The 25,932-nt window shown below is 70.6% G+C and carries 24 protein-coding genes; all 24 read right to left on the minus strand.

The genetic code is table 11. From position 1 onward, the window contains the following. Positions 1–143: 143 nt before the first annotated feature. Positions 144–518, minus strand: a complete 375-nt coding sequence (locus ACIA5F_RS02215) for a F0F1 ATP synthase subunit epsilon (RefSeq protein ID WP_399348177.1) — start codon at positions 516–518, stop codon at positions 144–146. Between the two features lie 128 nt (positions 519–646). Next, complete coding sequence (gene atpD / locus ACIA5F_RS02220) at positions 647–2,089, minus strand: F0F1 ATP synthase subunit beta (protein ID WP_399348179.1); 1,443 nt, start codon at positions 2,087–2,089, stop codon at positions 647–649. Then, positions 2,089–3,006 (minus strand): F0F1 ATP synthase subunit gamma, encoded by a 918-nt coding sequence (locus ACIA5F_RS02225; RefSeq protein ID WP_399348181.1) that lies wholly within the window; start codon positions 3,004–3,006, stop codon positions 2,089–2,091. The genes atpD and ACIA5F_RS02225 overlap by 1 nt, the downstream gene beginning before the upstream one ends. A gap of 20 nt (positions 3,007–3,026) precedes the next feature. Then, positions 3,027–4,622 carry a F0F1 ATP synthase subunit alpha gene (atpA, locus tag ACIA5F_RS02230; protein WP_399348183.1) on the minus strand — a complete coding sequence of 532 codons (1,596 nt, stop codon included), beginning with the start codon at positions 4,620–4,622 and terminating at the stop codon, positions 3,027–3,029. A 131-nt stretch (positions 4,623–4,753) separates the two neighbouring features. Beyond that, complete coding sequence (locus ACIA5F_RS02235) at positions 4,754–5,569, minus strand: F0F1 ATP synthase subunit delta (protein WP_399348185.1); 816 nt, start codon at positions 5,567–5,569, stop codon at positions 4,754–4,756. Further along, positions 5,566–6,117, minus strand: a complete 552-nt coding sequence (locus ACIA5F_RS02240) for a F0F1 ATP synthase subunit B (protein WP_399348187.1) — start codon at positions 6,115–6,117, stop codon at positions 5,566–5,568. The genes ACIA5F_RS02235 and ACIA5F_RS02240 overlap by 4 nt, the downstream gene beginning before the upstream one ends. Before the next feature lie 36 nt (positions 6,118–6,153). After that, positions 6,154–6,384 carry an ATP synthase F0 subunit C gene (gene atpE, locus ACIA5F_RS02245; protein ID WP_399348189.1) on the minus strand — a complete coding sequence of 77 codons (231 nt, stop codon included), beginning with the start codon at positions 6,382–6,384 and terminating at the stop codon, positions 6,154–6,156. Positions 6,385–6,462: 78 nt separating this feature from the next. Beyond that, positions 6,463–7,233, minus strand: a complete 771-nt coding sequence (atpB, locus tag ACIA5F_RS02250) for a F0F1 ATP synthase subunit A (protein ID WP_399348870.1) — start codon at positions 7,231–7,233, stop codon at positions 6,463–6,465. 270 nt (positions 7,234–7,503) lie between these two features. Then, positions 7,504–7,941, minus strand: coding sequence for a hypothetical protein (locus ACIA5F_RS02255; RefSeq protein ID WP_399348191.1), 438 nt, complete (start codon positions 7,939–7,941; stop codon positions 7,504–7,506). A 274-nt stretch (positions 7,942–8,215) separates the two neighbouring features. Next, positions 8,216–9,574: an MraY family glycosyltransferase gene (locus ACIA5F_RS02260; RefSeq protein ID WP_399348872.1), complete on the minus strand. Its 1,359-nt coding sequence runs from the start codon at positions 9,572–9,574 to the stop codon at positions 8,216–8,218. A 104-nt stretch (positions 9,575–9,678) separates the two neighbouring features. Further along, positions 9,679–10,911, minus strand: coding sequence for a serine hydroxymethyltransferase (glyA, locus tag ACIA5F_RS02265; RefSeq protein ID WP_399348193.1), 1,233 nt, complete (start codon positions 10,909–10,911; stop codon positions 9,679–9,681). Positions 10,912–11,040: 129 nt separating this feature from the next. Further along, on the minus strand, positions 11,041–11,694 hold the full coding sequence (locus ACIA5F_RS02270; protein WP_399348195.1) for a protein-tyrosine-phosphatase: 654 nt from the start codon (positions 11,692–11,694) through the stop codon (positions 11,041–11,043). Then, the gene (locus ACIA5F_RS02275) at positions 11,691–12,338 is read right to left on the minus strand and encodes an L-threonylcarbamoyladenylate synthase (RefSeq protein ID WP_399348197.1); all 648 of its coding nucleotides are present in this window, start codon (positions 12,336–12,338) and stop codon (positions 11,691–11,693) included. Before ACIA5F_RS02275 ends, ACIA5F_RS02270 begins: the two co-directional genes overlap by 4 nt. A 49-nt stretch (positions 12,339–12,387) precedes the next feature. Continuing rightward, entirely contained in the window at positions 12,388–13,233 is an 846-nt protein-coding gene (gene prmC, locus ACIA5F_RS02280; RefSeq protein ID WP_399348198.1) for a peptide chain release factor N(5)-glutamine methyltransferase, read from the minus strand. A 53-nt stretch (positions 13,234–13,286) separates the two neighbouring features. Further along, on the minus strand, positions 13,287–14,366 hold the full coding sequence (gene prfA / locus ACIA5F_RS02285; RefSeq protein ID WP_399348200.1) for a peptide chain release factor 1: 1,080 nt from the start codon (positions 14,364–14,366) through the stop codon (positions 13,287–13,289). Positions 14,367–14,485: 119 nt separating this feature from the next. Next, a complete protein-coding gene (rpmE, locus tag ACIA5F_RS02290) occupies positions 14,486–14,704 on the minus strand; it encodes a 50S ribosomal protein L31 (protein WP_399348202.1) in 219 nt (72 codons plus the stop codon). Positions 14,705–14,962: 258 nt separating this feature from the next. After that, positions 14,963–16,063, minus strand: coding sequence for an LCP family protein (locus tag ACIA5F_RS02295; protein ID WP_399348204.1), 1,101 nt, complete (start codon positions 16,061–16,063; stop codon positions 14,963–14,965). A gap of 161 nt (positions 16,064–16,224) precedes the next feature. Next, entirely contained in the window at positions 16,225–18,324 is a 2,100-nt protein-coding gene (gene rho / locus ACIA5F_RS02300) for a transcription termination factor Rho (protein ID WP_399348206.1), read from the minus strand. 426 nt (positions 18,325–18,750) lie between these two features. Further along, a complete protein-coding gene (thrB, locus tag ACIA5F_RS02305; protein WP_399348208.1) occupies positions 18,751–19,683 on the minus strand; it encodes a homoserine kinase in 933 nt (310 codons plus the stop codon). Between the two features lie 313 nt (positions 19,684–19,996). After that, positions 19,997–21,067: a threonine synthase gene (gene thrC, locus ACIA5F_RS02310; protein ID WP_399348210.1), complete on the minus strand. Its 1,071-nt coding sequence runs from the start codon at positions 21,065–21,067 to the stop codon at positions 19,997–19,999. A gap of 7 nt (positions 21,068–21,074) precedes the next feature. After that, positions 21,075–22,379: a homoserine dehydrogenase gene (locus tag ACIA5F_RS02315; RefSeq protein WP_399348212.1), complete on the minus strand. Its 1,305-nt coding sequence runs from the start codon at positions 22,377–22,379 to the stop codon at positions 21,075–21,077. Positions 22,380–22,503: 124 nt separating this feature from the next. Further along, positions 22,504–23,895, minus strand: a complete 1,392-nt coding sequence (gene lysA / locus ACIA5F_RS02320; RefSeq protein ID WP_399348214.1) for a diaminopimelate decarboxylase — start codon at positions 23,893–23,895, stop codon at positions 22,504–22,506. A 19-nt stretch (positions 23,896–23,914) separates the two neighbouring features. After that, positions 23,915–24,982, minus strand: a complete 1,068-nt coding sequence (nrtL, locus tag ACIA5F_RS02325; RefSeq protein WP_399348216.1) for an ArgS-related anticodon-binding protein NrtL — start codon at positions 24,980–24,982, stop codon at positions 23,915–23,917. Positions 24,983–24,992: 10 nt separating this feature from the next. Beyond that, positions 24,993–25,932: RNA-guided endonuclease InsQ/TnpB family protein (locus ACIA5F_RS02330; RefSeq protein WP_399348218.1), on the minus strand; the 940-nt coding region annotated here is incomplete at its 5' end.

Below are 25,932 nucleotides of genomic sequence, written 5' to 3' on the forward strand. Positions count from 1 at the left end.
GCCCGCGGGGGCCGCCACCCCCCCCCCCCCCCCCCCCCCCCCCCCACAACCCCCCCCCCCCCCGGGGCGCGGGGGGGGGGGGGGGGGGGGGGGCCGCCCCCCCCCCCCCCCCCCCCCCCCCGGCGGGAAAGACTCCGGCAGGACTACTGTCCCGTCACGGCACGCAGACGGACATCGGCGCGACGCTCGGCGGCGCCGTCGGTCACCGACTTCGCGCGCTCCAGTGCCCGCTCCGCCCGCTGGACGTCGATCTCGTCCGCGAGTTCGGCGATCTCGGCCAGCAGGGACAGCTTGTTGTCCGCGAACGAGATGAAACCGCCGTGCACCGCGGCGACGACAGTGTCGCCCCCGACGGTACGGATGGTCACCGGGCCCGATTCCAGCACACCGAGAAGCGGCTGGTGACCGGGCATGACGCCGATGTCGCCGGACGTGGTGCGGGCGACAACAAGGGTGGCCTCGCCGGACCAGACATTGCGGTCCGCCGCGACCAGCTCGACGTGCAGCTCAGCAGCCAAGGTGGCTCCTCGGGTCACCACCCGGCAGAGCTGCCGGGTGTTGGGTCAAATTCTAATGGGCGTGGGGAGAGGGACGGGACACACCCGCCCCTCTCCGTCAGTCAGCTGTGCTCACGAGGAGCGCGGCTTCAGGAGACGCCCAGCTCCTTGGCGTTGGCCTTCAGGTCCTCGATGCCACCGCACATGAAGAACGCCTGCTCGGGGAAGTGGTCGTAGTCACCGTTGCAGATCGCGTTGAACGCGGTGATCGACTCGTCGAGCGGAACGTCCGAACCGTCCACGCCGGTGAACTGCTTGGCGACGTGGGTGTTCTGCGACAGGAAGCGCTCGACACGACGGGCACGGTGGACAACGAGCTTGTCCTCCTCGCCCAGCTCGTCGATACCGAGGATCGCGATGATGTCCTGGAGGTCCTTGTACTTCTGAAGGATTCCCTTGACACGCATCGCCGTGGAGTAGTGGTCCGCCGCGATGTAGCGGGGGTCCAGGATGCGGGACGTGGAGTCCAGCGGGTCCACGGCCGGGTAGATGCCCTTCTCGGAGATCGGACGGGAAAGAACCGTCGTCGCGTCGAGGTGGGCGAAGGTGGTCGCCGGCGCCGGGTCGGTCAGGTCGTCCGCGGGGACGTAGATCGCCTGCATCGAGGTGATCGAGTGACCACGGGTCGAGGTGATGCGCTCCTGGAGGAGACCCATCTCGTCGGCCAGGTTCGGCTGGTAACCCACCGCGGAGGGCATGCGGCCGAGCAGGGTCGACACCTCGGAACCCGCCTGGGTGTACCGGAAGATGTTGTCGATGAAGAAGAGCACGTCCTGCTTCTGCACATCGCGGAAGTACTCCGCCATGGTCAGACCGGCGAGGGCGACGCGCAGACGGGTGCCCGGGGGCTCGTCCATCTGGCCGAAGACGAGCGCCGTCTTGTCGATGACGCCGGACTCGGCCATCTCCTCGATGAGGTCGTTGCCCTCACGGGTACGCTCACCGACACCCGCGAACACCGACACACCGTCGTGGTTGTTGGCGACGCGGTAGATCATTTCCTGGATCAGAACGGTCTTGCCGACACCGGCACCACCGAACAGACCGATCTTTCCACCCTTGACGTACGGGGTGAGAAGGTCGATGACCTTGACGCCGGTCTCGAACATCTCGGTCTTCGACTCGAGCTGGTCGAAGGCGGGGGCCTTGCGGTGGATCGCCCAGCGCTCGGTGACCTCGGCCTCGGCCTCGGGCTTGTTCAGGATCTCGCCGAGGGTGTTGAACACCTTGCCCTTGGTGATGTCACCGACGGGGACGGTGATGCCCTCGCCCGTGTTGGTCACCGCGGCCTGGCGGACCAGGCCGTCTGTCGGCTGCATCGAGATGGTGCGGACCAGGCCGTCACCCAGGTGCTGGGCGACTTCGAGGGTCAGCGTCTTGAGCTTGCCGTTCTCGGCCGGGTCTGCGACCTGGACCTTGAGGGCGTTGTAGATCTCGGGCATCGCGTCGACGGGGAACTCCACGTCGACGACCGGGCCGATGACCCGGGCGACGCGGCCCGTGGCGGCGGCCGTCTCAACAGTGGTCGTCATTACTTGTCACTCCCCGCGGTCGCGTCAGCCATGGCGCTCGCGCCACCGACGATCTCGCTGATTTCCTGGGTGATTTCGGCCTGGCGGGCCGCGTTGGCAAGCCGGGAAAGGCTCTTGATGAGATCCCCGGCGTTGTCGGTCGCCGACTTCATCGCACGGCGGCGGGCGGCGTGCTCGGAAGCGGCCGACTGCAGCAGTGCGTTGTAGATACGGCTTTCGACGTAGCGCGGCAGCAGGGCGTCGAGGACGTCCTCCGCCGACGGCTCGAAGTCGAACAGCGGAAGGATCTCGCCCTTCGCGCTGCTCTCCTCCGCGGCCTTCTCAAGACTGAGCGGCAGCAGCCGGTCGTCCACCGGGTTCTGCGTCATCATCGACACGAATTCCGTGTAGACGATGTGCAGCTCGTCGACGCCGCCTTCGGCCGTGTCCGCCTGGATGGCCTCGATCAGCGGCGCGGCGACGCGCTTGGCGTCCCCGTAGGCCGGGCTGTCGGTGAAGCCCGTCCACGACTCCGCGACCTTGCGCTCGCGGAAGCCGTAGTAGGCGACACCCTTACGGCCGACGATGTAGGCGTCGACCTCCTTGCCCTCGGCGCGCAGCCGAGCGGAGAGCCGCTCCGCCTGCTTGATGGCGTTGGAGGAGTAGCCGCCGGCCAGACCGCGGTCGCTCGTGACGAGCAGGACCGCGGCGCGGACCGGCGCCTCGACCTCGGTGGTCAGGGCGTGCTTGGTGTTCGAGCCGGTCGCCACCGCGGTCACCGCACGGGTGAGCTCGGTCGCGTACGGCATCGATGCCGCCACCTTGCGCTGCGCCTTGACGATGCGCGAGGCGGCGATCATCTCCATCGCCTTGGTGATCTTCTTGGTCGCCGTGACGGCACGGATGCGACGCTTGTAGACCCGGAGCTGCGCTCCCATGAGTCAGGTCCCTTCCGTCGTCACTTGGAGACGTTGACGGCCGGCGCGTCCTCGCCCAGGAGCTTGCCGTCCGAGGTCTCGAACTGCTGCTTGAAGGCGGCGATGGCGTCGGCGATCGACGTCAGGGTGTCGTCCGACATCTTGCCGCCCTCGGCGATGGAGGTGAGGAGGTCCTTGCGCTCGCGGCGCAGGTGCTCCAGCAGCTCCGACTCGAAGCGACGGATGTCGTTGACCGGGACGTCGTCCATCTTGCCGGTGGTACCGGCCCAGACGGAGACGACCTGCTCCTCGACGGGCATCGGCTGGTACTGGCCCTGCTTCAGCAGCTCGACCATGCGCTTGCCGCGCTCCAGCGAGTTCTTCGACGCGGCGTCCAGGTCGGAACCGAAGGCGGCGAACGCCTCCAGCTCGCGGTACTGGGCGAGGTCCACGCGCAGACGGCCGGAAACCTGCTTCATGGCCTTGTGCTGGGCGGAGCCACCGACGCGGGAGACCGAGATGCCGACGTTCAGCGCCGGGCGCTGGCCCGCGTTGAACAGGTCGGACTCCAGGAAGCACTGGCCGTCGGTGATGGAGATGACGTTGGTCGGGATGAACGCCGACACGTCGTTCGCCTTGGTCTCGACGATCGGCAGACCGGTCATCGAACCGGCACCCATGTCGTCGGAGAGCTTGGCGCAGCGCTCCAGCAGACGCGAGTGCAGGTAGAAGACGTCGCCCGGGTACGCCTCACGGCCCGGCGGGCGGCGCAGCAGCAGCGACACGGCGCGGTAGGCGTCGGCCTGCTTCGACAGGTCGTCGAAGATGATCAGGACGTGCTTGCCGGCGTACATCCAGTGCTGGCCGATGGCGGAACCGGTGTACGGCGCCAGGTACTTGAAGCCGGCCGGGTCGGACGCCGGGGCGGCGACGATGGTCGTGTACTCCAGGGCACCGGCCTCTTCCAGCGCGCCGCGAACGGACGCGATGGTCGAGCCCTTCTGGCCGATGGCGACGTAGATGCAGCGGACCTGCTTGTTCACGTCGCCCGAGCGCCAGTTGTCGCGCTGGTTGATGATCGTGTCGACGGCAAGAGCGGTCTTGCCGGTCTGACGGTCACCGATGATCAGCTGACGCTGGCCGCGGCCGATCGGCACCATCGCGTCGACGGCCTTGTAGCCGGTCTGCATGGGCTCGTGCACCGACTTACGGACCATGACGCCCGGGGCCTGCAGTTCGAGGGCGCGGCGGCCGTCGGTCGCGATCTCGCCGAGACCGTCGATCGGGTTGCCGAGCGGGTCGACGACGCGGCCGAGGTAGCCCTCGCCGACACCTACGGAGAGAACCTCACCGGTGCGGCGCACCGGCTGGCCCTCCTCGATACCGCTGAACTCGCCGAGGACGATCGCACCGATCTCGCGCTCCTCGAGGTTGAGGGCGAGACCGAGGGTGCCGTCCTCGAACTTCAGCAGCTCGTTCGCCATGGCGGAGGGCAGGCCCTCCACCTTCGCGATGCCGTCGCCGGCAACGCTGACCGTTCCGACCTCCTCGCGCGAGGCCGCGTCCGGCTGGTACGACTGGACAAAGTTCTCCAGTGCGTCCCGGATCTCCTCCGGCCGGATCGTGAGCTCCGCCATCTGGGTTCCCTGCTCTCCTTGTTGGGCCTGAAGCTTCTTAGGGGTCTGGGGGCGACCCCCAGGAATCTTCTGCAAGTTCTGCACGGCCCAACCGGGCCGCTAGGAATGCGTTGTTCTAGTGTGGTTGCTGGTCAGCCGGCCATGCGGCGGGTCGCCTCGGAGAGGCGGTCCGCGATGGTGCCGTCGATGACCTCGTCGCCGACCCGCACCACGATCCCGCCGAGGACCGCGGGGTCCACGTCGAGGTTGAGGTGCATCTGGCGCCCGTACAGCTTGGCCAGCACCGCGCCGAGACGCTGCTTCTGCGCGTCGCTGAGCGGAACCGCGCTGGTCACGGTGGCGACCATGCGGTTGCGGCGCTCGGCGGCGAGCGTGGAGAGGGACTCCAGTCCCGCTTCCAGGCTACGTCCACGCGGGTGCGTGACGAGACGCGCGACCAGCCGCTCGGTGACCGGGTTCGTCCTGCCGCCGAGCAGGCTGCGCAGCAGCTCGCTCTTGGCGGAGGCCGTGGCCGCCCGGTCGGTCAGCGCGGAACGCAGCTCGGTGTTCGAGGAGACGATCCGGCTGAACCGGAACACCTCGTCCTCGACGTCGTCGAGCGCGTCGCCACGCTGGGCCGCCGTGAGGTCGGCGGTGTCCGCCAGCTCCTCCAGCGAGTCCACCAGGTCACGGGAGCGCGACCAGCGGGACCGGACCATGCCGGACAGCAGGTCGAGGGTCTCCCCGCCCACCTGGCCGCCCAGCACGCGGCGGACCAGCTCGGCCTTGGCCTCGCCGGCCTGCGCCGGGTCGGTGACGACCCGACGCAGCGAGACCTCACGGTCGAGCAGCGCGGTGACAGCGGCAAGCTCACCGGCGAGCTCCGCCGCGTCGACGGACGTGTTGTCCGTCAGCGCGTCGAGACGCTCACGCGCGGAAACCAGCGCCTCGCGGCTCGCTCCGTTCATCGGGCGACCCCGGACGACGCCTTCTCCTCGAGCTCGCCGAGGAAGCGGTCGATGGTGCGGCTCTGCCGGGCGTGGTCCTCAAGGGACTCGCCGACGAGCTTCCCGGCCAGGTCGGTGGCGAGCTTGCCCACGTCCTGGCGGAGCGCCTGCGAGGCTGCCTTGCGGTCGGCCGCGATCTGGGTGTGGCCGGCAGCGATGATCTCCTCCCGCTGCCGCTGGCCCTCTGCGCGCAGTTCTTCCTTGAGCGCAGTGCCCTGCTCCAGTGCTTCCTGGCGCAGGCGGGCGGCCTCGTGGCGGGCCTCGGCGAGCTGGGCCTTGTACTGCTCCAGCACGCTCTGGGCCTCGGTCTGAGCGGCCTCAGCCTTCTCGATACCGCCTTCGATGGCCTCGCGACGCTCGTCCAGAACCTTGTTGATGTTCGGGAGGAGCTTCTTCGCGAAGAAGAAGAAGACGATGGCGAAGGCGATGGCACCGACAAGAAGTTCGGGACCGGGAGGAATGAGCGGACTCTGCTCTTCCCCGGCCGCCAGAACCAGATTGGCGATCACATCAATGCCTTTCGTCGATGGTCAGGTAAGAAGTGATTACTGACCGAACACGAACGGCATAACGATGCCGATGAGGGCCAGCGCCTCACAGAAGGCGAAGCCGAGGATCTGGTTGGCGCGGATCAGGCCCGCTGCCTCGGGCTGACGCGCGAGGGCCTGGGTGCCGTTACCGAAGATGATGCCGATGCCGACACCGGGGCCGATGGCGGCGAGACCGTAGCCGATGGAGCCGAGGGAACCACTGACGGCTGCAAGGGTCTGAGACATGCCGGATCTTCCTTCTCTTTCACGGACCGGTGGGGGTTGGCCACCGGACGACTGTGTGGTTTGCGGGGCGGGAAAGGCTCAGTGGTGCTCGGCGAGAGCGCCCTGGATGTAGGAGCAGGCAAGGAGCACGAACACGTACGCCTGAACCGCCTGCACGAAAAGTTCGAAGAGGATCATGACCATGGTCATGAGGAAGGAGATGCCGGCAGCGGGGATCATCACGCTGTTCAGCAAGTACCAGGAGGCAATCGTGAACATGACCAGCATCAGGTGGCCCGCGAACATGTTCGCGAAGAGTCGCACCGCGTGGGTGAAGGGCCGCACGAGCAGGTTCGAGAAGAACTCGATGAGCATGACGAGCGGGAGCACCGGGCCGAGCGACTTGTCGTAGCCGGTGACGTTCTTGAAGAAGCCGACGAATCCGTGCTTCTTGAAGGTCAGCCCGACCCACACGACGTACACGATCAGGGCCATGACGACCGGGTACGCGATGATCGACGACACCGGGAACTGCGCCAGCGGGATCACGGCCCAGATGTTCATGATCCAGATGAAGAAGAACAGCGAGACCATGAGGGGGACGTACTTCTCGCCCTCACGCTTGCCGAGCGTCTCGTAGACGATGCCGCGGCGGACGAAGTCGTATCCGGCCTCACCGACCATCTGGAGCTTTCCAGGAACCACCTTCGCCTTGCCGAACGCGATCCAGAAGAAGGCGACGACGACGAGGGAGGTGATCAGGGCCAGCAGCATCACCTTGTTGAACTCGAACCCGCCGATCGTCGCGATCGGCTGGAAAAGGAAGGAGTTCAGCCCCGGAGCAGGAAAGCCACAGCCGTTGTCAGACAGGATGCGGCAGCTCCAGTCAAAGGCCAGAGTCTGGTCAGCACTCACCGCGGGCTCCTTCAGCGTGGCGCATAGGTACGGCAACCTCGTTGTGTCGGCGCGGCGGACAGCCGCGGTTCGGCACTGGACTGGTGTTACGGATGGTGGGGCGGCAATCAGGCATCGAGCCTCGCGATGGAGCAGGCGTCAGCTCAGATGCCCGCGCCCGCAGTGCCGCAGTTGGCACCGGACGATAGCAGCATCTCGAACGCGCCCTTATACCGCCCCTACCCTTCACGGCTTCGGACCCGACTTGCCGGGCTTGTCGCCCTGCGCCGAGTCCGGTTCGACGTAAAGGATCTTTGCCTTCATGTGTGCACGAGCCTGGGCGGCGATCCACACCAGGGTGGACACGACCAGGGAAGCGGCGAAGGACTTGGGGTTGAACAGCGTCGTGTCCTTGAACACGCCGACGAAGATGAGCAGCAGCAGCAGCTGTGTGGTGTAGAGCATCAGCCCCATGGCCTGGAACAGCTGCGGCAGAGATTTGGCGGTGCGTTGCAGGACGACCAGACCGATCCCCATGAAGAGGATCACGATCAGCGTGCCGACAGCGGCACCGAGCGCTCCCTTGCCGCCGGCCAGCACGGCGCTGACCACGGCGATGACCACGCCGACCGCAGCGGTGGGCACGACGACGTGCAGGAGAGATCGGACATCATCTGACCGCATGGCGGGTTGCTCCGCGTGATGGTGGGGGCGCTGGACTCGTACAGGACGAGCGTAAGCCCGGTCCGAGAGAAGACCTCGGGCCGATGGGCCGTCGCACTACGGTCCTTCGGCTCTGTCGCCGGGTTTAGTGAACGGTATCACAAACTATTTGATGAGAGCTTTACCTGCTTGATGTGCCGACTGTCACACATGAGGGTGACCATGCCCCTGTGTGCACGACAGGCAACGCTCTTGTCTGATAAGGGACGTTCATGTCCGACATGCGCGCCACACGTCAGCGGGCCGATCCGGCCTTCCGCCGGTCGGGGAAGCGCGAACGGGGGCCTACGGCGGTCGCCCCGTTGACGCCCGAGACGCCCACCGTGACCGGCTCGGCGAAGGCCGGTTCCGCCCCCGGTTCCGCGCCCTGGGCCTCCCGCACCGGCTCCTGGACGGTGGCCCGCGCGGACCGCCGCGTGTACCGGTAGCGCGGCGGGACCAGCGCCTGGGCCCAGTGCGGGGCGCGCGGGGTGAAGCGCGGCAGGAGCAGCAGGACCAGCCCCACCGCGCTCAGCGCGGCGACCCCGAGCACGATCCACATCGAGGCGGAGTGGACCGAGTACGCCAGTGCGCCGAAGGCGATCAGGCCCGACCAGAAGTACATGATCAGCACCGCACGGCTGTGCGAGTGGCCGAGTTCCAGCAGTCGGTGGTGGAGGTGTCCGCGGTCGGCCGCGAACGGCGACTGGCCCTTCCAGGTGCGCCGGACGATGGCCAGGACCAGGTCCGCCATGGGGATCGCGATGATCGTCAGCGGCAGCAGCAGCGGGATGAAGACCGGGAGCATCGCGTGGGTCGCGTTGCGCTCGCCGCCCGCGAACAGGGCCATCGAGTCGGGGTCGACCTGCCCGGTGATGGAGATCGCGGAACCGGCGAGCACCAGCCCGATCAGCATCGAGCCGGAGTCGCCCATGAAGATCCGGGCCGGGTGCATGTTGTGCGGCAGGAAGCCCAGGCACATGCCGATCAGGATCGCGGCGAAGAGCGTCGCGGGCGCCGCCTCCTCGATGCCGTAGCCGAACCAGATCCGGTAGGCGTAGAGGAAGAACGCGGTGGCGGCGATGCAGACCATGCCGGCGGCGAGGCCGTCGAGGCCGTCCACGAAGTTCACCGCGTTGATGGTGATCACGACGAGGGCGACGGTCAGCAGGTTGCCCTGCCACTGGGTGAGCGAGACGGTGCCGAAGCCGGGGATCGGGAGCCACAGGATGGTCAGCCCCTGGATGACCATCACACCGGCGGCGATCATCTGCGCGCCGAGTTTGATCAGCGCGTCGATCTCGAACTTGTCGTCGAGCACGCCGACCAGCCAGATCAGGGCCGCGCCGGAGAGCAGTGCCCGTGGCTCGTTCGAGAGGACGAAGACGCCGTTGAGGTTCGGCAGGTGGTCCGCGACCAGCAGGCCCGCGCACAGTCCACCGAACATGGCGATGCCGCCGAGCCGTGGTGTGGGCTCGCGGTGGACGTCGCGGGCGCGGATCTCCGGCATCGCCCCTGCGGCGATCGCGAACTTCCGCACCGGTCCGGTCAGCAGGTAGGTCACCGCGACCGTGACGCAGAGCGTCAGCAGATATTCACGCACGGGCTGCCCCAGATGTATCGCCGGCCATCTCAGCCCCACACATTAGCCGCGATGCTCCCGGTGCCGAGGACGCGAGGGGGGCCTGTCCCGGTTGCACCGGACCCCGCTTGTCCCGCTTACGGACCATACGGGGGAAATCCCCGCGCCAGTTCCCCGGCCCGCGTACGGGTTTTCGCCGGGTCCCCGCGCAGCGCGGCCGTGAACAGCGCGGCGATCCGGACCATCTCCGCCTCCCCCATCCCCTGGGTGGTCACGGCGGCCGTTCCCAGCCGGACGCCGCGCCGGTCGCCGAAGGGCAGGGCGCAGGTGTCGAGCACGATCCCGGCGGCGGCCAGCCGGGCCCGGGCGGCGGGGCCGTCGGTCCCCAGCGGCGCCGGGTCGGCGGTGATCAGGTGCGTGTCGGTCCCGCCGGTGGTGACGGCGAACCCGTGCTCCGCGAGCGCCTGCGCCAGCACCCGGGCGTTGGCGACGACCCGGTGGGCGTAGGTGGTGAACGCCGGCCCGGCGGCCTCCCCGAAGGCCACCGCCTTGGCGGCGATGGTGTGCATCTGGGCGCCGCCCTGCGTCAGCGGGAACACCGCCCGGTCGATCCGCTCGGCGAACTCGGCGCCGCACAGGATCAGCCCGCCCCGGGGCCCGCGCAGCACCTTGTGCGTGGTCGCGCAGACGACGTCGGCGTACGGGACGGGGCTCGGCGCGGCCCCGCCGGCCACCAGCCCGATGGGGTGGGCGGCGTCCACGATCAGGAAGGCGCCCACCTCGTCGGCGATCTCCCGGAAGACCGAGTACTCCAGGTGGCGGGGGTAGGAGATGGAGCCGCAGACGATCGCGCGGGGCCGGTGCTCCCGGGCCAGCGCCTGCACCTGCTCGTAGTCGACGAGCCCGGTGGCCGGGTCCACCCCGTACCCGACGAAGTCGAACAGGCGGCCGGAGAGGTGGGCGGGCGACCCGTGCGTGAGGTGTCCGCCGTACGGGAGGCCCATGGCCAGGACGGTGTCCCCGGGCCGCAGCAGGGCGGCGTACGCGGCCAGCACGGCCGCCGAGCCGGAGTGCGGCTGCACGTTGGCGTGCTCGGCGCCGAAGAGGGCCCTGGCCCGCTCCACGGCGATCCGCTCGGCCTGGTCGGCGTAGTCGCAGCCGCCGTGGTGGCGGGCGCCGGGGTAGCCCTCGGCGTACTTGTTGGCGAGGACGGAGCCGAGGGCGCAGAGGACCGCGGGGGAGGTGAAGTTCTCGGCGGCGATCAGCTGGAGGGTGGACGCCTGCCGCCGTGCCTCTCCGGCCAGGACGTCCGCCATCTGCGCGTCCTGCCGTCGCAGCAGATCCACGGGCTGCTCGGTGGTGACGGTCATGGCACGACTCCCGTGCTGGGTGTACCGGGTAGCCCCACCATATTCCCGCCGCCGTGCTCGCGCCGCTCGGCCGCGGACGGGGCCCTGCGCGACCGTTCCCACGGGGACCGGCGGGGGCTCCACGAGGGTTCAGCGGGACTCGGTGACGCCCGTCAGCGCGGTGACCACCGGGTCGAGTGCCTGGTTGATCTCGTCGCCGATCGAGCGGAAGAAGGTGATCGGTGCCCCGTACGGGTCGTACACCTCGTCCGCGTCCGGCGAAGGGGCCAGCAGCCAGCCGCGCAGGGCGGCGGCGGCGCGGACCAGCGCGCGCGCCCGCTCCGCCATGCCCTCGTCCAGCGGCGGCAGCGTGGCGGGGTCTATGGCCCGCACCAGCCGGGTGAACTCCTTCAGCGTGAAGGTGCGCAGCCCGGCCGAGTGGCCCATGGAGATGACCTGGGCCCGGTGGTCGCGGGTGGCGGTCAGCACCAGGTCGGCGCGGATGACGTGCTCGTCGAGGAGTTCGCGGCCGGTGAACCCGGAGGCGTCGGCGCCGAAGTCCGCGAGCACCGCCGCGGCGTTCGCCTCCATGGGGGCCCCTTCGTGGCCCCAGGTGCCCGCGCTCTCCACGATGAGGTCACCGGTGACGGGTCCGCCCAGGCGGTGCGAGAGGGCGTGGCGGGTCAGCCGCTCGGTGATGGGCGAGCGGCACACGTTGCCGGTGCTGACGTGGAGTATGCGGAAGGTGCCTCCCCCGGCCACCGGGAGGTGTCCCCCCGCTATGCCACGCCCCTCAGGGCTCATGGGGCGACCTCAAGATCGGGTACGACCTCCCGCAGCTGGTCCGCGGTGAGCGCGCCCGCGCGCAGCAGTACGGGAACCTTCCCGGTGACGTCGACGATCGACGACGGCTGGATGCCGGGCGTCGGCCCGCCGTCCAGGTAGACCGAGACGGAGTCGCCCAGCATCTCGCGGGCCGCGTCGCAGTCCTCCGGCGCCGGGTGGCCGCTCAGGTTGGCCGAGGAGACGGCCATCGGGCCGACCTCGGTCAGCAGCTCGATGGCGACGGGGTGCAGCGGCATCCGGACGGCCACGGTGCCCCCGGTCTCGCCCAGGTCCCAGGTCAGCGACGGCTGGTGCCGGGCGACCAGGGTCAGCGCGCCCGGCCAGAAGGCGTCGACGAGTTCCCACGCCTGCTCGGAGAAGTCCGTGACCAGGCCGTGCAGGGTGTTCGGGGAGCCGATGAGCACGGGGGTGGGCATGCCGCGCCCGCGGCCCTTGGCGGTGAGCAGGTCACCGACGGCCTCCGGGCTGAAGGCGTCCGCGCCGATCCCGTACAGGGTGTCGGTGGGCAGCACGACGAGCTCGCCGCGGCGCACGGCGGATGCGGCTTCACGCAGGCCCGTCGCGCGGTCCGTCGCGTCGTTGCAGTCGTATCGCCGGGCCATCAGCGGGCCTCCTCGTGCAGCGGGGTGGTGGCGGGAGCGGTCGCGCCGGTCACGGCAGCGCCTTGCGGGCGGTCGCGAAGCGCGGGCGGTTGTTGAGGTCCGGGTGGTCGGCCGCGTCGGCCCAGCCCCGTTCCTCGGCGAAGATCCACGGGACCTGGCCGCCCTGGGTGTCGGCGTGCTCGATGACGACGATGCCGCCGGGCCGCAGCAGCCGGTGGGCGGTGCGTTCGATGCCGCGGATGGTGTCGAGGCCGTCCTCGCCGGAGAAGAGGGCCATCTCCGGGTCGTGGTCGCGGGCCTCGGGGGCGACGTACTCCCACTCGGTGAGCGGGATGTACGGCGGGTTGGAGATGACCAGGTCGACCTGGCCGTCCAGCTCCGGCAGGGCGCTGAGCGCGTCGCCCTGGTGGACGCTGACCCGGGAGTCCTCCGCGTTCTTGCGGGTCCACCGCAGGGCGTCCTCGGAGAGCTCGACGGCGTGCACGCGCGAGCGCGGCACCTCCTGCGCCATGGCCAGCGCGATCGCGCCGGAGCCGGTGCACAGGTCCACGATCAGGGGCTCGACCACGTCCATCGCCCGGACCGCCTGTATGGCCCAGTCCACGACCGACTCGGTCTCGGGCCGGGGCACGAAGACCCCGGGCCCGACCTGGAGCTCCAGGTACCGGAAGAAGGCGCGGCCGGTGATGTGCTGGAGGGGCTCACGCGCCTCGCGGCGGGCGATCGCCTCCCAGTAGCGGGCGTCGAAGTCCGCGTCCTTGACGTGGTGGAGTTCCCCCCGCTTGACGCCGTGCACGAAGGCCGCGAGTTCCTCCGCGTCGAAGCGCGGTGAGGGCACGCCGGCGGCGGCCAGCCGCTGGGTGGCCTGGGCCACCTCGGCAAGCAGCAAGTTCACGCTGGTCCTCCGGGGCTGCTGTCGTACGGGGGTGGTACGGGATCGGGCGGGAATCAGTGTGCGGCTGCGAGCTTGGCGGCGGAGTCGGTGTCCACGCAAGCCTGGATGACCGGGTCGAGGTCACCGTCGAGCACCTGGTCCAAGTTGTACGCCTTGAAACCGGTCCGGTGGTCCGAGATCCGGTTTTCCGGGTAGTTGTAGGTGCGGATCTTCTCGGACCGGTCCACGGAGCGCACCTGGCTGCGGCGCACGTCGGACGCCTCCTGCTCGGCGGCCTCCTGGGCGGCGGCCAGCAGGCGCGAGCGCAGGATGCGCATGGCCTGCTCCTTGTTCTGGAGCTGGCTCTTCTCGTTCTGGCAGGAGGCGACCACACCGGTCGGCAGGTGGGTGATGCGCACGGCCGAGTCGGTGGTGTTGACGGACTGGCCGCCGGGGCCCGAGGAGCGGTAGACGTCGATGCGGAGGTCGCTCATGTTGACCTCGACCTCGACCTCCTCGGCCTCCGGGGTGACGAGCACGCCGGCGGCGGAGGTGTGGATGCGGCCCTGGGACTCGGTGGCCGGAACGCGCTGGACGCGGTGGACGCCGCCCTCGTACTTCAGCCGGGCCCACACGCCCTGGCCGGGCTCGGTGGCGCCGTTGCCGCCCTTGGTGCGGACGGAGACCTGGACGTCCTTGTAGCCGCCGAGTTCGGACTCGGTGGCGTCGATGATCTCGGTCTTCCAGCCCACGCGCTCGGCGTAGCGCAGGTACATGCGCAGCAGGTCGCCCGCGAAGAGGGCCGACTCGTCGCCGCCCGCGCCCGCCTTGACCTCCAGGAGGACGTCCTTGTCGTCGCTGGGGTCGCGCGGGACCAGCAGCAGCCGGAGCTTCTCGGTGAGCTCCTCGCGCTGCGCGGTCAGCTCCTTGACCTCTGCCACGAAGTCGGGGTCGTCGGCCGCGAACTCCTTGGCCGTCTCGATGTCCTCGGCCGACTGCTTCCACGCACGGAAGGTCGTGATGATCGGGGTCAGCTCCGCGTAGCGCTTGTTCAGCTTGCGCGCGTTGGCCTGATCGGAGTGGACCGAAGGGTCGGCGAGCTTCTTCTCAAGATCGGCGTGCTCGCCGACCAGTTCCTCGACCGCCTCGAACATCGGGTGCTCCTGTGGTGAAAGTAAGAAAGGGGGGTGACGTGGCTGAACGACGACAAAGGCGCCGGTCCGGCCGCCCCCGCGTGGACAGGGGGCGGCCGGGGACCGGCGCCTGGGTCGCGCTACTTCTGGGCCGCACCCTTGCCGAAGCGGGCCTCGAAGCGGGCCACGCGGCCGCCGGTGTCGAGGATCTTCTGCTTGCCCGTGTAGAACGGGTGGCACTCGGAGCACACCTCGGCGCGGATGGAGCCCGCGGTCAGGGTGGAACGGGTGGTGAACGACGCGCCACAGGTGCAGCTGACCTGGGTATCGACGTACTCGGGGTGAACATCGCGCTTCAAGGTGTCTCCTAGATTCGGGAGGGCGCCGGGTCGCAGGAGCCGAATTGCGCGCTGCGTGAACCGGGGCCGACAGACCAGTCTGCCAGGACCGGGCTGCCTGTCAAAATTCTGAGGACGCCTCCCTCAACGGGGAGGGGCCGGCATCTATTCCGGCCACGGTGGGGCCCTCCCCGGCCGCGGGGCGCCCGGGGCCCGCCCCACCGGGCCGCGGAGGTGCGGAGTACCGGGGTGCCGCTACCGCTACCGCTACCGCTACCGCTACCGGACGATCGCGCCGGCCGCGCTCTTGTCGCCCGCGGAGTTCGCGGTGGCCTCGGCGGGGATCGGCCGGTCGGCGCGCAGGGCGTCCCAGACCAGGACGGACTCCTTGGTGAGCGGGACCACCCGGTTGATGTCGCGGGTGTCCGGGACCACCGGCAGGGTGATCATCTGAAGGTCGTGCGGGTCGATGCCCTGGAGGCCCTGGGCGAAGCCCGTGAGGGACTTCACGTCGCCGAGCGCCTTGTCGGTGGTGATCGACTTGGTGGCGGTGTCGGCGAGGTCGAGCAGGCGCTTGGGGTTGTCGAAGACCCCGATGCCCTTGACCTGCTTGATCAGGGCCTTCATGAACGCCTGCTGGAGCTGTATCCGGCCCAGGTCCCCGCCGTCGCCGATGCTCTTGCGGGTCCGGACGAGGCCGAGGGCCTGTTCGCCGTCGAGCCGGTGGGTGCCGGCCTGGAGGTCGAGGTGGCTGCCCGGGTCCTTGATGGGCTTGGTGGTGGTGACCTCGACGCCGCCGAGGTTGTCGACGATCTTCTTGAAGCCCGTGAAGTCGACCTCCATGTAGTGGTCCATGCGGATGCCGGACATCGTCTCGACGGTCTTGACCGCGCAGGCGGCCCCGCCGATGGTGTACGACTCGTTGAACATCCTGCGCGGGCCGCCGGGGTCGGTCCCGCCCTTGCCCACGGCGCAGGCGGGGCGGGTGACCAGGGTGTCTCGCGGTATGGATATGACGCTGGCCGTCTGGTGGCCCTCGTACAGGTGGATGATCATCGCGGTGTCGGCGCGGGCGCCCGCGCCGTCATCGTGGCCGTACTCGGCGTTGGCGCCGCCGCGGGAGTCGGAACCGAGGACGAGGATGTCCATCGACCCGTTGTTCACGTTCTGCGGGCGGTCGGCGCCGAGGACCTGGTCGATGTCGACGGTCTTCAGGTTGCCGTTGAACTTGACGTAGAAGTAGCCGAGGCCCGCCCCGCCCAGCAGGATCACCCCGGCGGCGCTCCACGCGACCACCGCGAGGGCGCCGCGGCGCTTCGCGGGCCTGCGCCGGCTGCTGTGTCCGGCCCGCCGGCCACGGCCCGTGCTGTCCTGGCTCATGCTCTCCTCAGTCCTGGCTTCCCCGCCGGCCCCGGATTCCCCGCGCCGTCCCCCTGACACAGACGACCGGACGGGCGTCCGGGTTCCACCGCGGCCGACACAGCATGGAGCCGCCCCCGCCGCGGCTGCGGTGGGGGCGGCTCCGTGCTGTGTCGCGGACCTCAGTCGTCGTTCTTCCCGCCCGGGGTCGTCTTCGCGATCTGCATCAGGAACTCGGCGTTCGACTTCGTCTGCCTCATCTTGTCGAGCAGCAGCTCGATCGCCTGCTGCGAGTCGAGCGCGTGCAGCACCCGGCGCAGCTTCCAGACGATGGCCAGCTCGTCCGCGTTGAGGAGGATCTCCTCCTTGCGGGTGCCCGAGGGGTCGACGTCGACCGCCGGGAAGATGCGCTTGTCGGCGAGCTTGCGGTCGAGCTTGAGCTCCATGTTGCCGGTGCCCTTGAACTCCTCGAAGATCACCTCGTCCATGCGCGAGCCGGTGTCGACGAGCGCGGTGGCCAGGATGGTCAGCGAGCCGCCGTCCTCGATGTTGCGCGCGGCACCGAAGAAGCGCTTCGGCGGGTAGAGCGCGGTCGAGTCGACACCACCGGACAGGATGCGGCCGGAGGCGGGCGCCGCGAGGTTGTACGCGCGGCCCAGGCGGGTGATGGAGTCCAGCAGGACGACCACGTCGTGGCCCAGCTCGACGAGACGCTTGGCGCGCTCGATGGCCAGCTCGGCGACGGTGGTGTGGTCCTCGGCCGGGCGGTCGAAGGTCGAGGAGATGACCTCGCCCTTGACCGACCGCTGCATGTCGGTGACCTCTTCCGGACGCTCGTCGACCAGGACGACCATCAGGTGGCACTCGGGGTTGTTGGTGGTGATCGCGTTGGCGATCGCCTGCATGATCATGGTCTTGCCGGTCTTCGGCGGGGCCACGATCAGGCCTCGCTGGCCCTTGCCGATCGGCGACACGAGGTCGATGATGCGGGTGGTCAGCACGCCCGGGTCGGTCTCCAGGCGGAGCCGGTCCTGCGGGTAGAGCGGGGTCAGCTTCTGGAACTCCGGCCGGCCGCGGCCGGATTCGGGCGCCATGCCGTTGACGGAGTCCAGCCGCACCAGGGCGTTGAACTTCTCGCGGCGCTCGCCGTCCTTGGGCTGACGCACGGCACCGGTGGTGTGGTCGCCCTTGCGCAGGCCCGCCTTGCGGACCTGGGCGAGGGAGACGTACACGTCGTTGGGGCCGGGCAGGTAGCCCGAGGTCCGGATGAACGCGTAGTTGTCGAGGATGTCGAGGATGCCCGCGACGGGGATCAGCACGTCGTCGTCGGCGACCTGCGGCTCGCTCGGGGCGAACTCGTCGCGGCCACGGCGGCCACGGCGGTCGCGGTAGCGGCCGCGACGGCCGCGACGGCCGTCCTCGCCCTCGAAGTCGTCCTGCGGGCCGTTGTCCTGACGGTCCTGCCGCTCGACACGGTCCTGACGGCCGCCCTGCTGGCCCTGGTTCTGGCCCTGGCCCCGGCCGCCCTGCTGCTGACGGTCCTGGCGGTCGCCGCGGTCCTGACGGTCGGCGCGGTCCTGACGGCCGCCCTGCTGGCCCTGGTTCTGGACCTGACCGCCGGCGGCCTGGCCGCCCTGCTCGTCGGGCTTGGCGCCGCGGTCGCGGCGGCCCTGCTGACGGTCGGCGCGCTCACCGCGGTCGCGGCGCTCGCGGCGGCCACGGCCCTCGCCGTCCTGGCCCTGCGCGGCCTCGGGCTGGGCGGCGACGGCCTCGGCCTTGACGGTCTCGGTCCGCTGCTCGACCTGTACGGCGGCGGCGGGAGCCGAGCTCTCCGGGCTGCCGGAGGGGGCGGTGGCGCGACGGCGGCGGCGCTCGCCGACCGGGGCGTCCTCGCTGGCCGGCTGGCCCGGGATGTCGATCTGCGCCTGCGCGGCGGGCTTCTCGGCGGGGGCCTCGGCGGCGCTCTCGCCCGTGCGGGTCTTGCTGGTGGCGCGGCGCTTCGGCTTGGCCTCGGCGGTGTCGGCCGCGGCGGACGCCGCGGGTGCGGCCTTGGGGGCGCCGCTTCCCGCCTGCGCCTCCTTGATGACCTCGATCAGCTGGCTCTTGCGCATCCGCGCGGTGCCCCTGATGCCGAGGCCCGACGCGACCTGCTGGAGCTCGGCCAGGACCATGCCCTCAAGGCCGGTGCCGGTGCGGCGCCGCTTGGTCGCGGCGCCCGCGGCGGGGGCACTGGTGTCGACATTGGTGTCGGCAGCGCCCATCAGATCGGTGGTGTCGCTCACGAAGGGTCCTTCCCTGGAGCGGACGTCGGCCTGTCTGGCTCGGCGACCGGTTGTGCTGTCCGACAGCAGTCCGTGACTTGATGGGTCATGGACCGCGGCCGGGGCGGTGGTCCGCCGGCAGAGATGCGGCGGAGAGAAACGTGCGTGGGTGGTTCCGGCGAGATGCCCCGAGCTGGAAGCGTGGGAATGTCACGCCGACTCCGGAGCGTGCCTGAAACTGCTGGCGATGATCAAAGCAGTCGGGGAGGCTCCCGGAAGAAAGGTGGTCCCGGATGGGGACACTGAGCACCGAGCCATGGCGGCTTCGGATGCGCACTTGAGACTAACACTACCGGATGCAACAGACATTCCCCCTCTCCCTCACCGGCTGTCGTACCCTTCCGCGCGGGCGGCCTGCTCGGCCGCCCGCCCCTGACCTGCGCTTCTCTAGGTCTGGGTCCCCTGGGTGCCCAGCGGAAGGACACTGGCGCCCGCGGCGTCGAGGGCGAGCCGGTCGGCCGCCCATCCCTCGCCCGCGAGCCGCGCGACCTTGTCGGCCGCGCCGTTGTCGACCAGCGCGAGGACCGTGGGGCCCGCGCCGGAGATGACCGCGGGGATGCCGTCCGCCCGCAGTCGGGCCACGAGCGCCACGCTCTCGGGCATCGCCGGGGACCGGTACTCCTGGTGGAGCCGGTCCTCGGTGGCCGCCAGCAGCAGCTCGGGGCGCCGGGTCAGGGCCTCCACGAGGAGGGCCGCGCGACCCGCGTTGACGGCCGCGTCCACGTGCGGGACGGTGCGCGGCAGCAGGCCGCGCGCGGTCTCCGTGAGGACCGGCCGGGAGGGGACGAAGACCACCGGGACGACGGAGCCGGCGGGCTCCATCCGGATCGCCCGCGCGCTGCCCCCGTCCGTCCAGGCCAGGGTGAAGCCGCCGAGCAGGCAGGCGGCGACGTTGTCGGGGTGTCCCTCGATCTCGGTGGCGAGTTCCAGCAGCGCCGCGTCGTCGAGCCGGGCCTCGCCGCCTATGGTGACGGCGCGGGCGGCGACGATGCCGGCGCAGATGGCGGCGGAGGAGGAGCCGAGGCCGCGGCCGTGCGGGATGCGGTTGGCGCAGACGACCTCCAGGCCGCGCGGCTGGCCGCCCAGCAGGTCGAAGGCGGTGCGCATCGACCGTACGAGCAGGTGGCTCTCGTCCCGCGGGAGGGTGTCGGCGCCCTCACCGGCGATGTCGATGGCCAGGCCGGAGTCGGCGACCCGGACGACGACGTCGTCGTAGAGCCCCAGGGCGAGACCGAGGGTGTCGAAGCCCGGCCCGAGGTTGGCACTGCTGGCGGGGACGCGCACCCGTACGGCGGCGGCGCGGAACGCTGGACCGGCCATCGTCCGATGACACTCCTTGTGACTGTGCGAGATCTTCGCTGGCTCGCTGCGAATGTACTGGAGAACGTACGACACCCGAAGGCCCCCGGGGCAGCACCGCGGCCATGTGCGCGGTGGTGGGTGTAAGTACAGCCTATCCAAGGATGGTTCCGTCGCGACATAGGGCGCACAGGAGGCGCACGGCGCGTGTCGCGGACTTCGGCGGAATTCCGTTGAGTTTTGGTGTCGTACGACCCGAGTTGCCGGATTCCGGAAAATTCAGGAATCCGGCAACTCGGGGCCGGACCGGACCGCCGGGGCCCGGCCGGTGGGGTCAGAGCAGGCCGAGGCGGACGGCGGCGGCCTCGGCGTCGACCGGAATGGTGATCGGCTGCGGGGCTCCGGCGACGGCCCAGTCGGGGTCCTTGAGGCCGTTGCCCGTGACGGTGCAGACGATCTTCTGGCCCGGGTCGACCAGACCCAGCTCGGCGGCCTTGAGCAGTCCGGCCACGGACGCGGCGGAGGCGGGCTCGACGAAGACGCCCTCCTGCGCGGCCAACAGGCGGTAGGCGGCGAGGATCTGACGGTCCGTCACCTCGTCGATGAAGCCGCCCGACTCGTCCCGCGCGGCCAGGGCCTGCTCCCAGGAGGCGGGGTTGCCGATCCGGATCGCGGTGGCGATGGTGTGCGGCTCCTTGACGACCTCGCCGCGCACGATGGGCGCGGACCCGGACGCCTGGAAACCCCATACGCGGGGCGTACGGGAGGCCAGGCCGTCGGCCTTGTACTCCGTGAAGCCTTTCCAGTACGCGGTGATGTTGCCGGCGTTGCCGACGGGCAGCACATGGAGGTCCGGGGCGTCGCCGAGCGCGTCGACGATCTCGAACGCGGCCGTCTTCTGGCCCTCGATCCGGGCCGGGTTGACGGAATTGACCAGCGCCACCGGGTAGTTGTCGGAGAGCGCGCGGGCCAGGTCGAGACAGTCGTCGAAGTTGCCGTCCACCTGGAGGATCTTGGCGCCGTGCACCAGCGCCTGGCCCATCTTGCCGAGCGCGATCTTGCCGCGGGGCACGAGCACGGCGCAGACCATCCCGGCGCGCACCGCGTAGGCGGCGGCGGAGGCCGAGGTGTTGCCGGTGGAGGCGCAGATGACGGCCTTGGCGCCCTCCTCCTTGGCCTTGCTGATCGCCATGGTCATGCCGCGGTCCTTGAAGGACCCGGTGGGGTTCGCCCCCTCGACCTTCAGGTGCACCTCGCAGCCGGTGCGCTCGGAGAGCACCTGTGCGGGAACGAGGGGAGTGCCGCCCTCGCGGAGCGTGACCACCGGCGTGGCGTCCGTCACCGGCAGCCGGTCCCGGTACTCCTCGATGAGACCGCGCCACTGGTGGGTGCGATTGCTGCTCATGGGTCCTTTACTCCCCTTCAACACGCATGATGCTGGCGACACCGCGCACGGTGTCCAGCTTCCGCAGCGCCTCGACGGTCCCGGAGAGGGCGGAGTCGGGCGCGCGGTGGGTGACGACGACGAGGGAGGCTTCGTGGCCGACCCCGTCCGGACGGCCTTGCTGCCTTACGGTGTCGATCGACACGCCGTGCTCCGCGAAGACCGTCGCCACCTGGGCGAGCACGCCCGGCTTGTCGGCCACATCGAGGCTGATGTGATAGCGGGTGACGACGTCCCCCATCGGGCTGACCGGCAGCTGGGTGTAGGCCGACTCGCCGGGCCCCGTTGCCTCGGCGAGCTTGTTGCGGCAGACCGCGACGAGGTCGCCCAGGACCGCCGAGGCGGTGGGCGCACCGCCCGCGCCGGGCCCGTAGAACATGAGCCGCCCGGCGGCCTCCGCCTCGACGAAGACGGCGTTGTACGCCTCGCGGACGGAGGCGAGCGGGTGGCTGAGCGGGATCATCGCCGGGTGCACGCGGGCGGTGACGGACCGGCCGTCGGCGGCGCGCTCCAGGATCGCGAGGAGCTTGACGGTGCAGCCCATCCGCTTGGCGGAGGCGAAGTCGGCGGCGCTGACCTCGGTCATGCCCTCGCGGTAGACGTCGTCGAGGCGGACCCGGGTGTGGAAGGCGATGCCGGCCAGGATCGCGGCCTTGGCGGCGGCGTCGTAGCCCTCGACGTCGGCGGTCGGGTCGGCCTCGGCGTACCCGAGGGCGGTGGCCTCGTCCAGCGCCTCCTGGTAGCCCGCGCCGGTGGAGTCCATCTTGTCGAGGATGAAGTTCGTCGTGCCGTTGACGATGCCCATCACCCGGTTGATCTTGTCGCCCGCGAGGGACTCGCGCATCGGGCGGACCAGCGGGATGGCCCCGGCGACGGCGGCCTCGTAGTACAGGTCCCGCCCGTGGGTCTCGGCCGCGGCGTGCAGGGCGGCGCCGTCCTGGGCGAGCAGCGCCTTGTTGGCCGAGACGACGGAGATGCCCTGCTCGAAGGCGGTGGTGATCAGGGTGCGGGCGGGCTCGATGCCGCCGATGACCTCGATGGCGATGTCGATGTCGCCGCGTTTGAGGAGGGCGGTCGCATCGGTGGTGATCAGCGCGGGGTCGATGCCCTCACGGACCTTGGAGGGACGGCGCACGGCCACGCCCGCCAGCTCGACGGGCGCGCCGATCCTGGCCGTCAGGTCGTCGGCGTGCGTCGTCATGATGCGCGCCACCTCTGAGCCGACCACTCCACAGCCCAGCAGCGCCACCTTCAGCGGACGCGTACGCATCATTCGACCTACGCCTTTCGGTCTTCCATCCGTGCCCGGTCCGCGGTGTGCGGGCCGGGTGTGAACCAGTCTCACTCAATGGACAACAGTTTCCACCCTCGGTCCATTGAGTGAGACATCTATTTCATCATCCGAGGTCCAGGCGCAGGAGATCTTCCTCCGTCTCGCGCCGGACGATCACGCGCGCCTGCCCGTCGCGCACGGCGACGACGGGCGGACGGAGCGCGTGGTTGTAGTTGCTGGCCATCGAACGGCAGTACGCGCCGGTCGCCGGGACCGCGACGAGGTCGCCGGGGGCGAGGTCGGCGGGGAGGAAGGCGTCCTTCACGACGATGTCGCCGCTCTCGCAGTGCTTGCCGACGACGCGGACCAGCATGGGCTCGGCGTCGGAGACGCGGGAGACCAGGGTCACCGCGTACTCGGCGTCGTAGAGGGCGGTGCGGATGTTGTCCGACATGCCGCCGTCGACGCTGACGTACGTACGGAGTCCTTCGAGCGGCTTGACGGTGCCGACCTCGTACAGGGTGAAGGCGGTCGGGCCGACGATGGCGCGGCCCGGCTCGACGGAGATCCGCGGCGCGCGCAGCCCGGCGCCCTCGCACTCCCGCGCCACGATCTCGTGCAGCGCCTTGGCGATCTCCTGGGGCTCGCGCGGGTCGTCGGCGGAGGTGTAGGCGATGCCGAGGCCGCCGCCGAGGTCGATCTCGGGCAGCTCGACGCCGTGCTCGTCGCGGACGGCGGCCAGGAGCTGGACGACGCGCTTGGCGGAGACCTCGAAACCGGCCATGTCGAAGATCTGCGAACCGATGTGCGAGTGGAGGCCGAGCAGTTCCAGGCTGTCGTGGCCGAGCGCGCGCCGCACCGCCTCGGCGGCGGAGCCGTCGGCGACCGCGATCCCGAACTTCTGGTCCTCGTGGGCGGTGGCGATGAACTCGTGCGTGTGCGCCTCGACGCCGACCGTGACGCGGATCTGCACGGGCTGGCGCACGCCCAGCTCACGGGCGATGTGGGCGACGCGGGCGATCTCCTGGAAGGAGTCGAGGACGATCCGTCCGACCCCGGCCCCGACCGCCCGCCGGATCTCCTCGGTGGACTTGTTGTTGCCGTGGAAGGCGATCCGCCCGGCGGGCATCCCGGCGGCCAGCGCGGTGGCCAGCTCCCCGCCGGAGCAGACGTCGAGGTTGAGCCCCTCCTCCTTGAGCCACTTCACGACGGCCTTGGAGAGGAACGCCTTGCCCGCGTAGAAGACGTCGGCGTCCTTGCCGAAGGCGTGCGCCCAGGCGCGGCAGCGCTGCCGGAAGTCCTCCTCGTCGAGGAAGTAGGCGGGGGTGCCGAACTCCTCGGCGAGCGCGGTCACGTCGATGCCGCCGACGGTGACGACACCGTCGTCACCGCGCCGGACGGTCCGGGCCCAGACCTTCTCGTCGAGGAGGTTCAGGTCGGCCGCGGGCGGGGCGTAGTGCCCCTCGGGCATGACATCGGCGTGACGGGGCCCGGCGGGGTGCGCGGAACGGCTCATCGGTATCTCTCTTCGCGGGTCACAGGCGTTCGGGTGCGTCCATGCCGAGGAGGGTCAGGCCGCCGGCCAGCACCGTCCCGGCGGCTTCGGCGAGGGCCAGCCGGGCGCGGTGGGCGGCCGAGGGTTTCCCGTCCCCCTGGGGCAGCACGTGGTACTGGAAGTCCAGGAGCGCGTCGGCCAGGGCGACGAGGTGCCGGGCGAGCCGCTCCGGCGCGCGGTGGTGCGCGGCGGCTTCGAGGACCAGGGGGTGGTCGGCGAGGGCGCGCAGCAGCGGTTCGGCAACGCCGCCCGCCGGGTCCCCGGGCTCGCCGTGGAAGCCGAGGCGCGCGGCGTTGCGGGTGAGCGCGCGGGCGCGGGTAAGGGCGTACCGCACCCGGAAGAGGTCGCTGGACTCGTCCTGGACGAGCAGCGCGGGCCGGAACTCGGGCGTCTCCCGCCCGGGGACACTGAGCACGGCCCACACGACGGCGTCCCACCCGTACCGCGCGACGACGTCCCCGTCCCGCCGCGCGACGGGCGCGGTGCCGGTCTCCGGGGCCGGGGTCCGGGTGGCGCGACCCTGGCTGCGCAGCAGCCGCTGGACGGCCTCCCGCACGACGCGTTCCCGGAGACCGGGAGCGGTCGCGGGGGGTGCGGGGGCGGGGTGCGCGGGTGCGGGGGCGGGGCCTTCGTCGGTTTCCCTGCCCTCACCGGCCTCACCGGCTTCCCCTCCCTCCCCTGCTTCCGCTCCCTCCCCGGCAGCGAAGCCGTAGCGGGGGCCGCGCGCCCGTACCTCACGCACGAGTTCCGCGGCGGAGCACCCGGCCAGGACGAAGTTGAGGAAACCCGCTCCGGTGATCTCGACGCGCGCGATGCCGGGCACCTCACCGAGCCGGCCCGCGAGCACCCGCGCCACGTCCCGGGGCGCCCGCCCGGCCGTCCTGGCGAGCTGGAAGGCGACGGGGGACGCGTACTCCCCCACCCCGCCGGGCCGGGTCCGCTCGACCACGACCCGCTCGGGCACGACGGCCCCGGCGGGCAGTTCCCCGTCCTCGACGGCGCGGCGCACGGCGCGCACGACGGTGCGGGAGAGGTCGGCGGGGGTCACGGGGGCAAGCCTAGGGGAGAAGCCGCCGGGTCATGCGAACGGTTTCGCCATTTGGATCCTCCCCCAGCTGAAGCAGGGGGATTCCTGGCTCACGTTGCCTGGGGACCTGTGGTCCGTCAGGTCTTGCACGATCAGCGCCAGCCGGGTGGAGACCAGCCCGGACGAGCATCACGTGGGTGGAGTTCTTGTCCCTGGGGGACACGGCTCCGCACGCGGTGCACGTATACGTTCGTTCTGAGAGGGGAAGCGCGTGCTTGGTTCTCGCTCCGCACTGCGCGCAGTCCATGGTGGTGTGCGCGGGGTGGACAAGGTGGAGTTCACGGCCGTGCTTGCGGGCCATGTGGATCAGTGCCTGCTTCGTCGTGCCGATCGCGGCGTCGGCGGCCTTGCGGGCCATGGTCGACTTGGCGAGGAACTTCGGGCGGAAGTCCTCGACCGCGAGCCGGCCATGGTCGCGGACCACCGCCTTGGCCCACTTACGGCCCGTGTCCTGACGCCGGCGGGCGACCTTCTTGTGCAGCTTGGCCGTCTGCCGCTGATAGCGGGCCAGGCGCTGGGCAGCGTTCTTCCCGTGCTGCGGGTGGGGAAGGTCGTGGGCGTCGCTGGTGGTCGTCGCGGTCTCCTTCACGCCCCAGTCGATCCCGATCACCCTGCCGGTGACGGGCAGGACCTCGGTGGTGGCGGCCACGACGAAGCTGGCGTACCAACCGCCGAGGCTGTCGCGGTACACGCGCACACTCGACGGTCCGGCGGGCAGGTCGCGGGACCACACCACCGTCACCACGATGCCGCCCGCCAGGTGCAGGCGGCCGTCCTTGATCCGGAAACCGCGCCGCGTATAGTTGAGGGTGGGCAGCGCCTCGCGCCTCGCGCCTCGCGCCTCGCGCCTCGCGCCTCGCGCCTCGCGCCTCGCGCCTCGCGCCTCGCGCCTCGCGCCTCGCGCCTCGCGC

The sequence above is a fragment of the Streptomyces sp. NPDC051567 genome (assembly GCF_044454165.1).
Classification (GTDB): domain Bacteria; phylum Actinomycetota; class Actinomycetes; order Streptomycetales; family Streptomycetaceae; genus Streptomyces.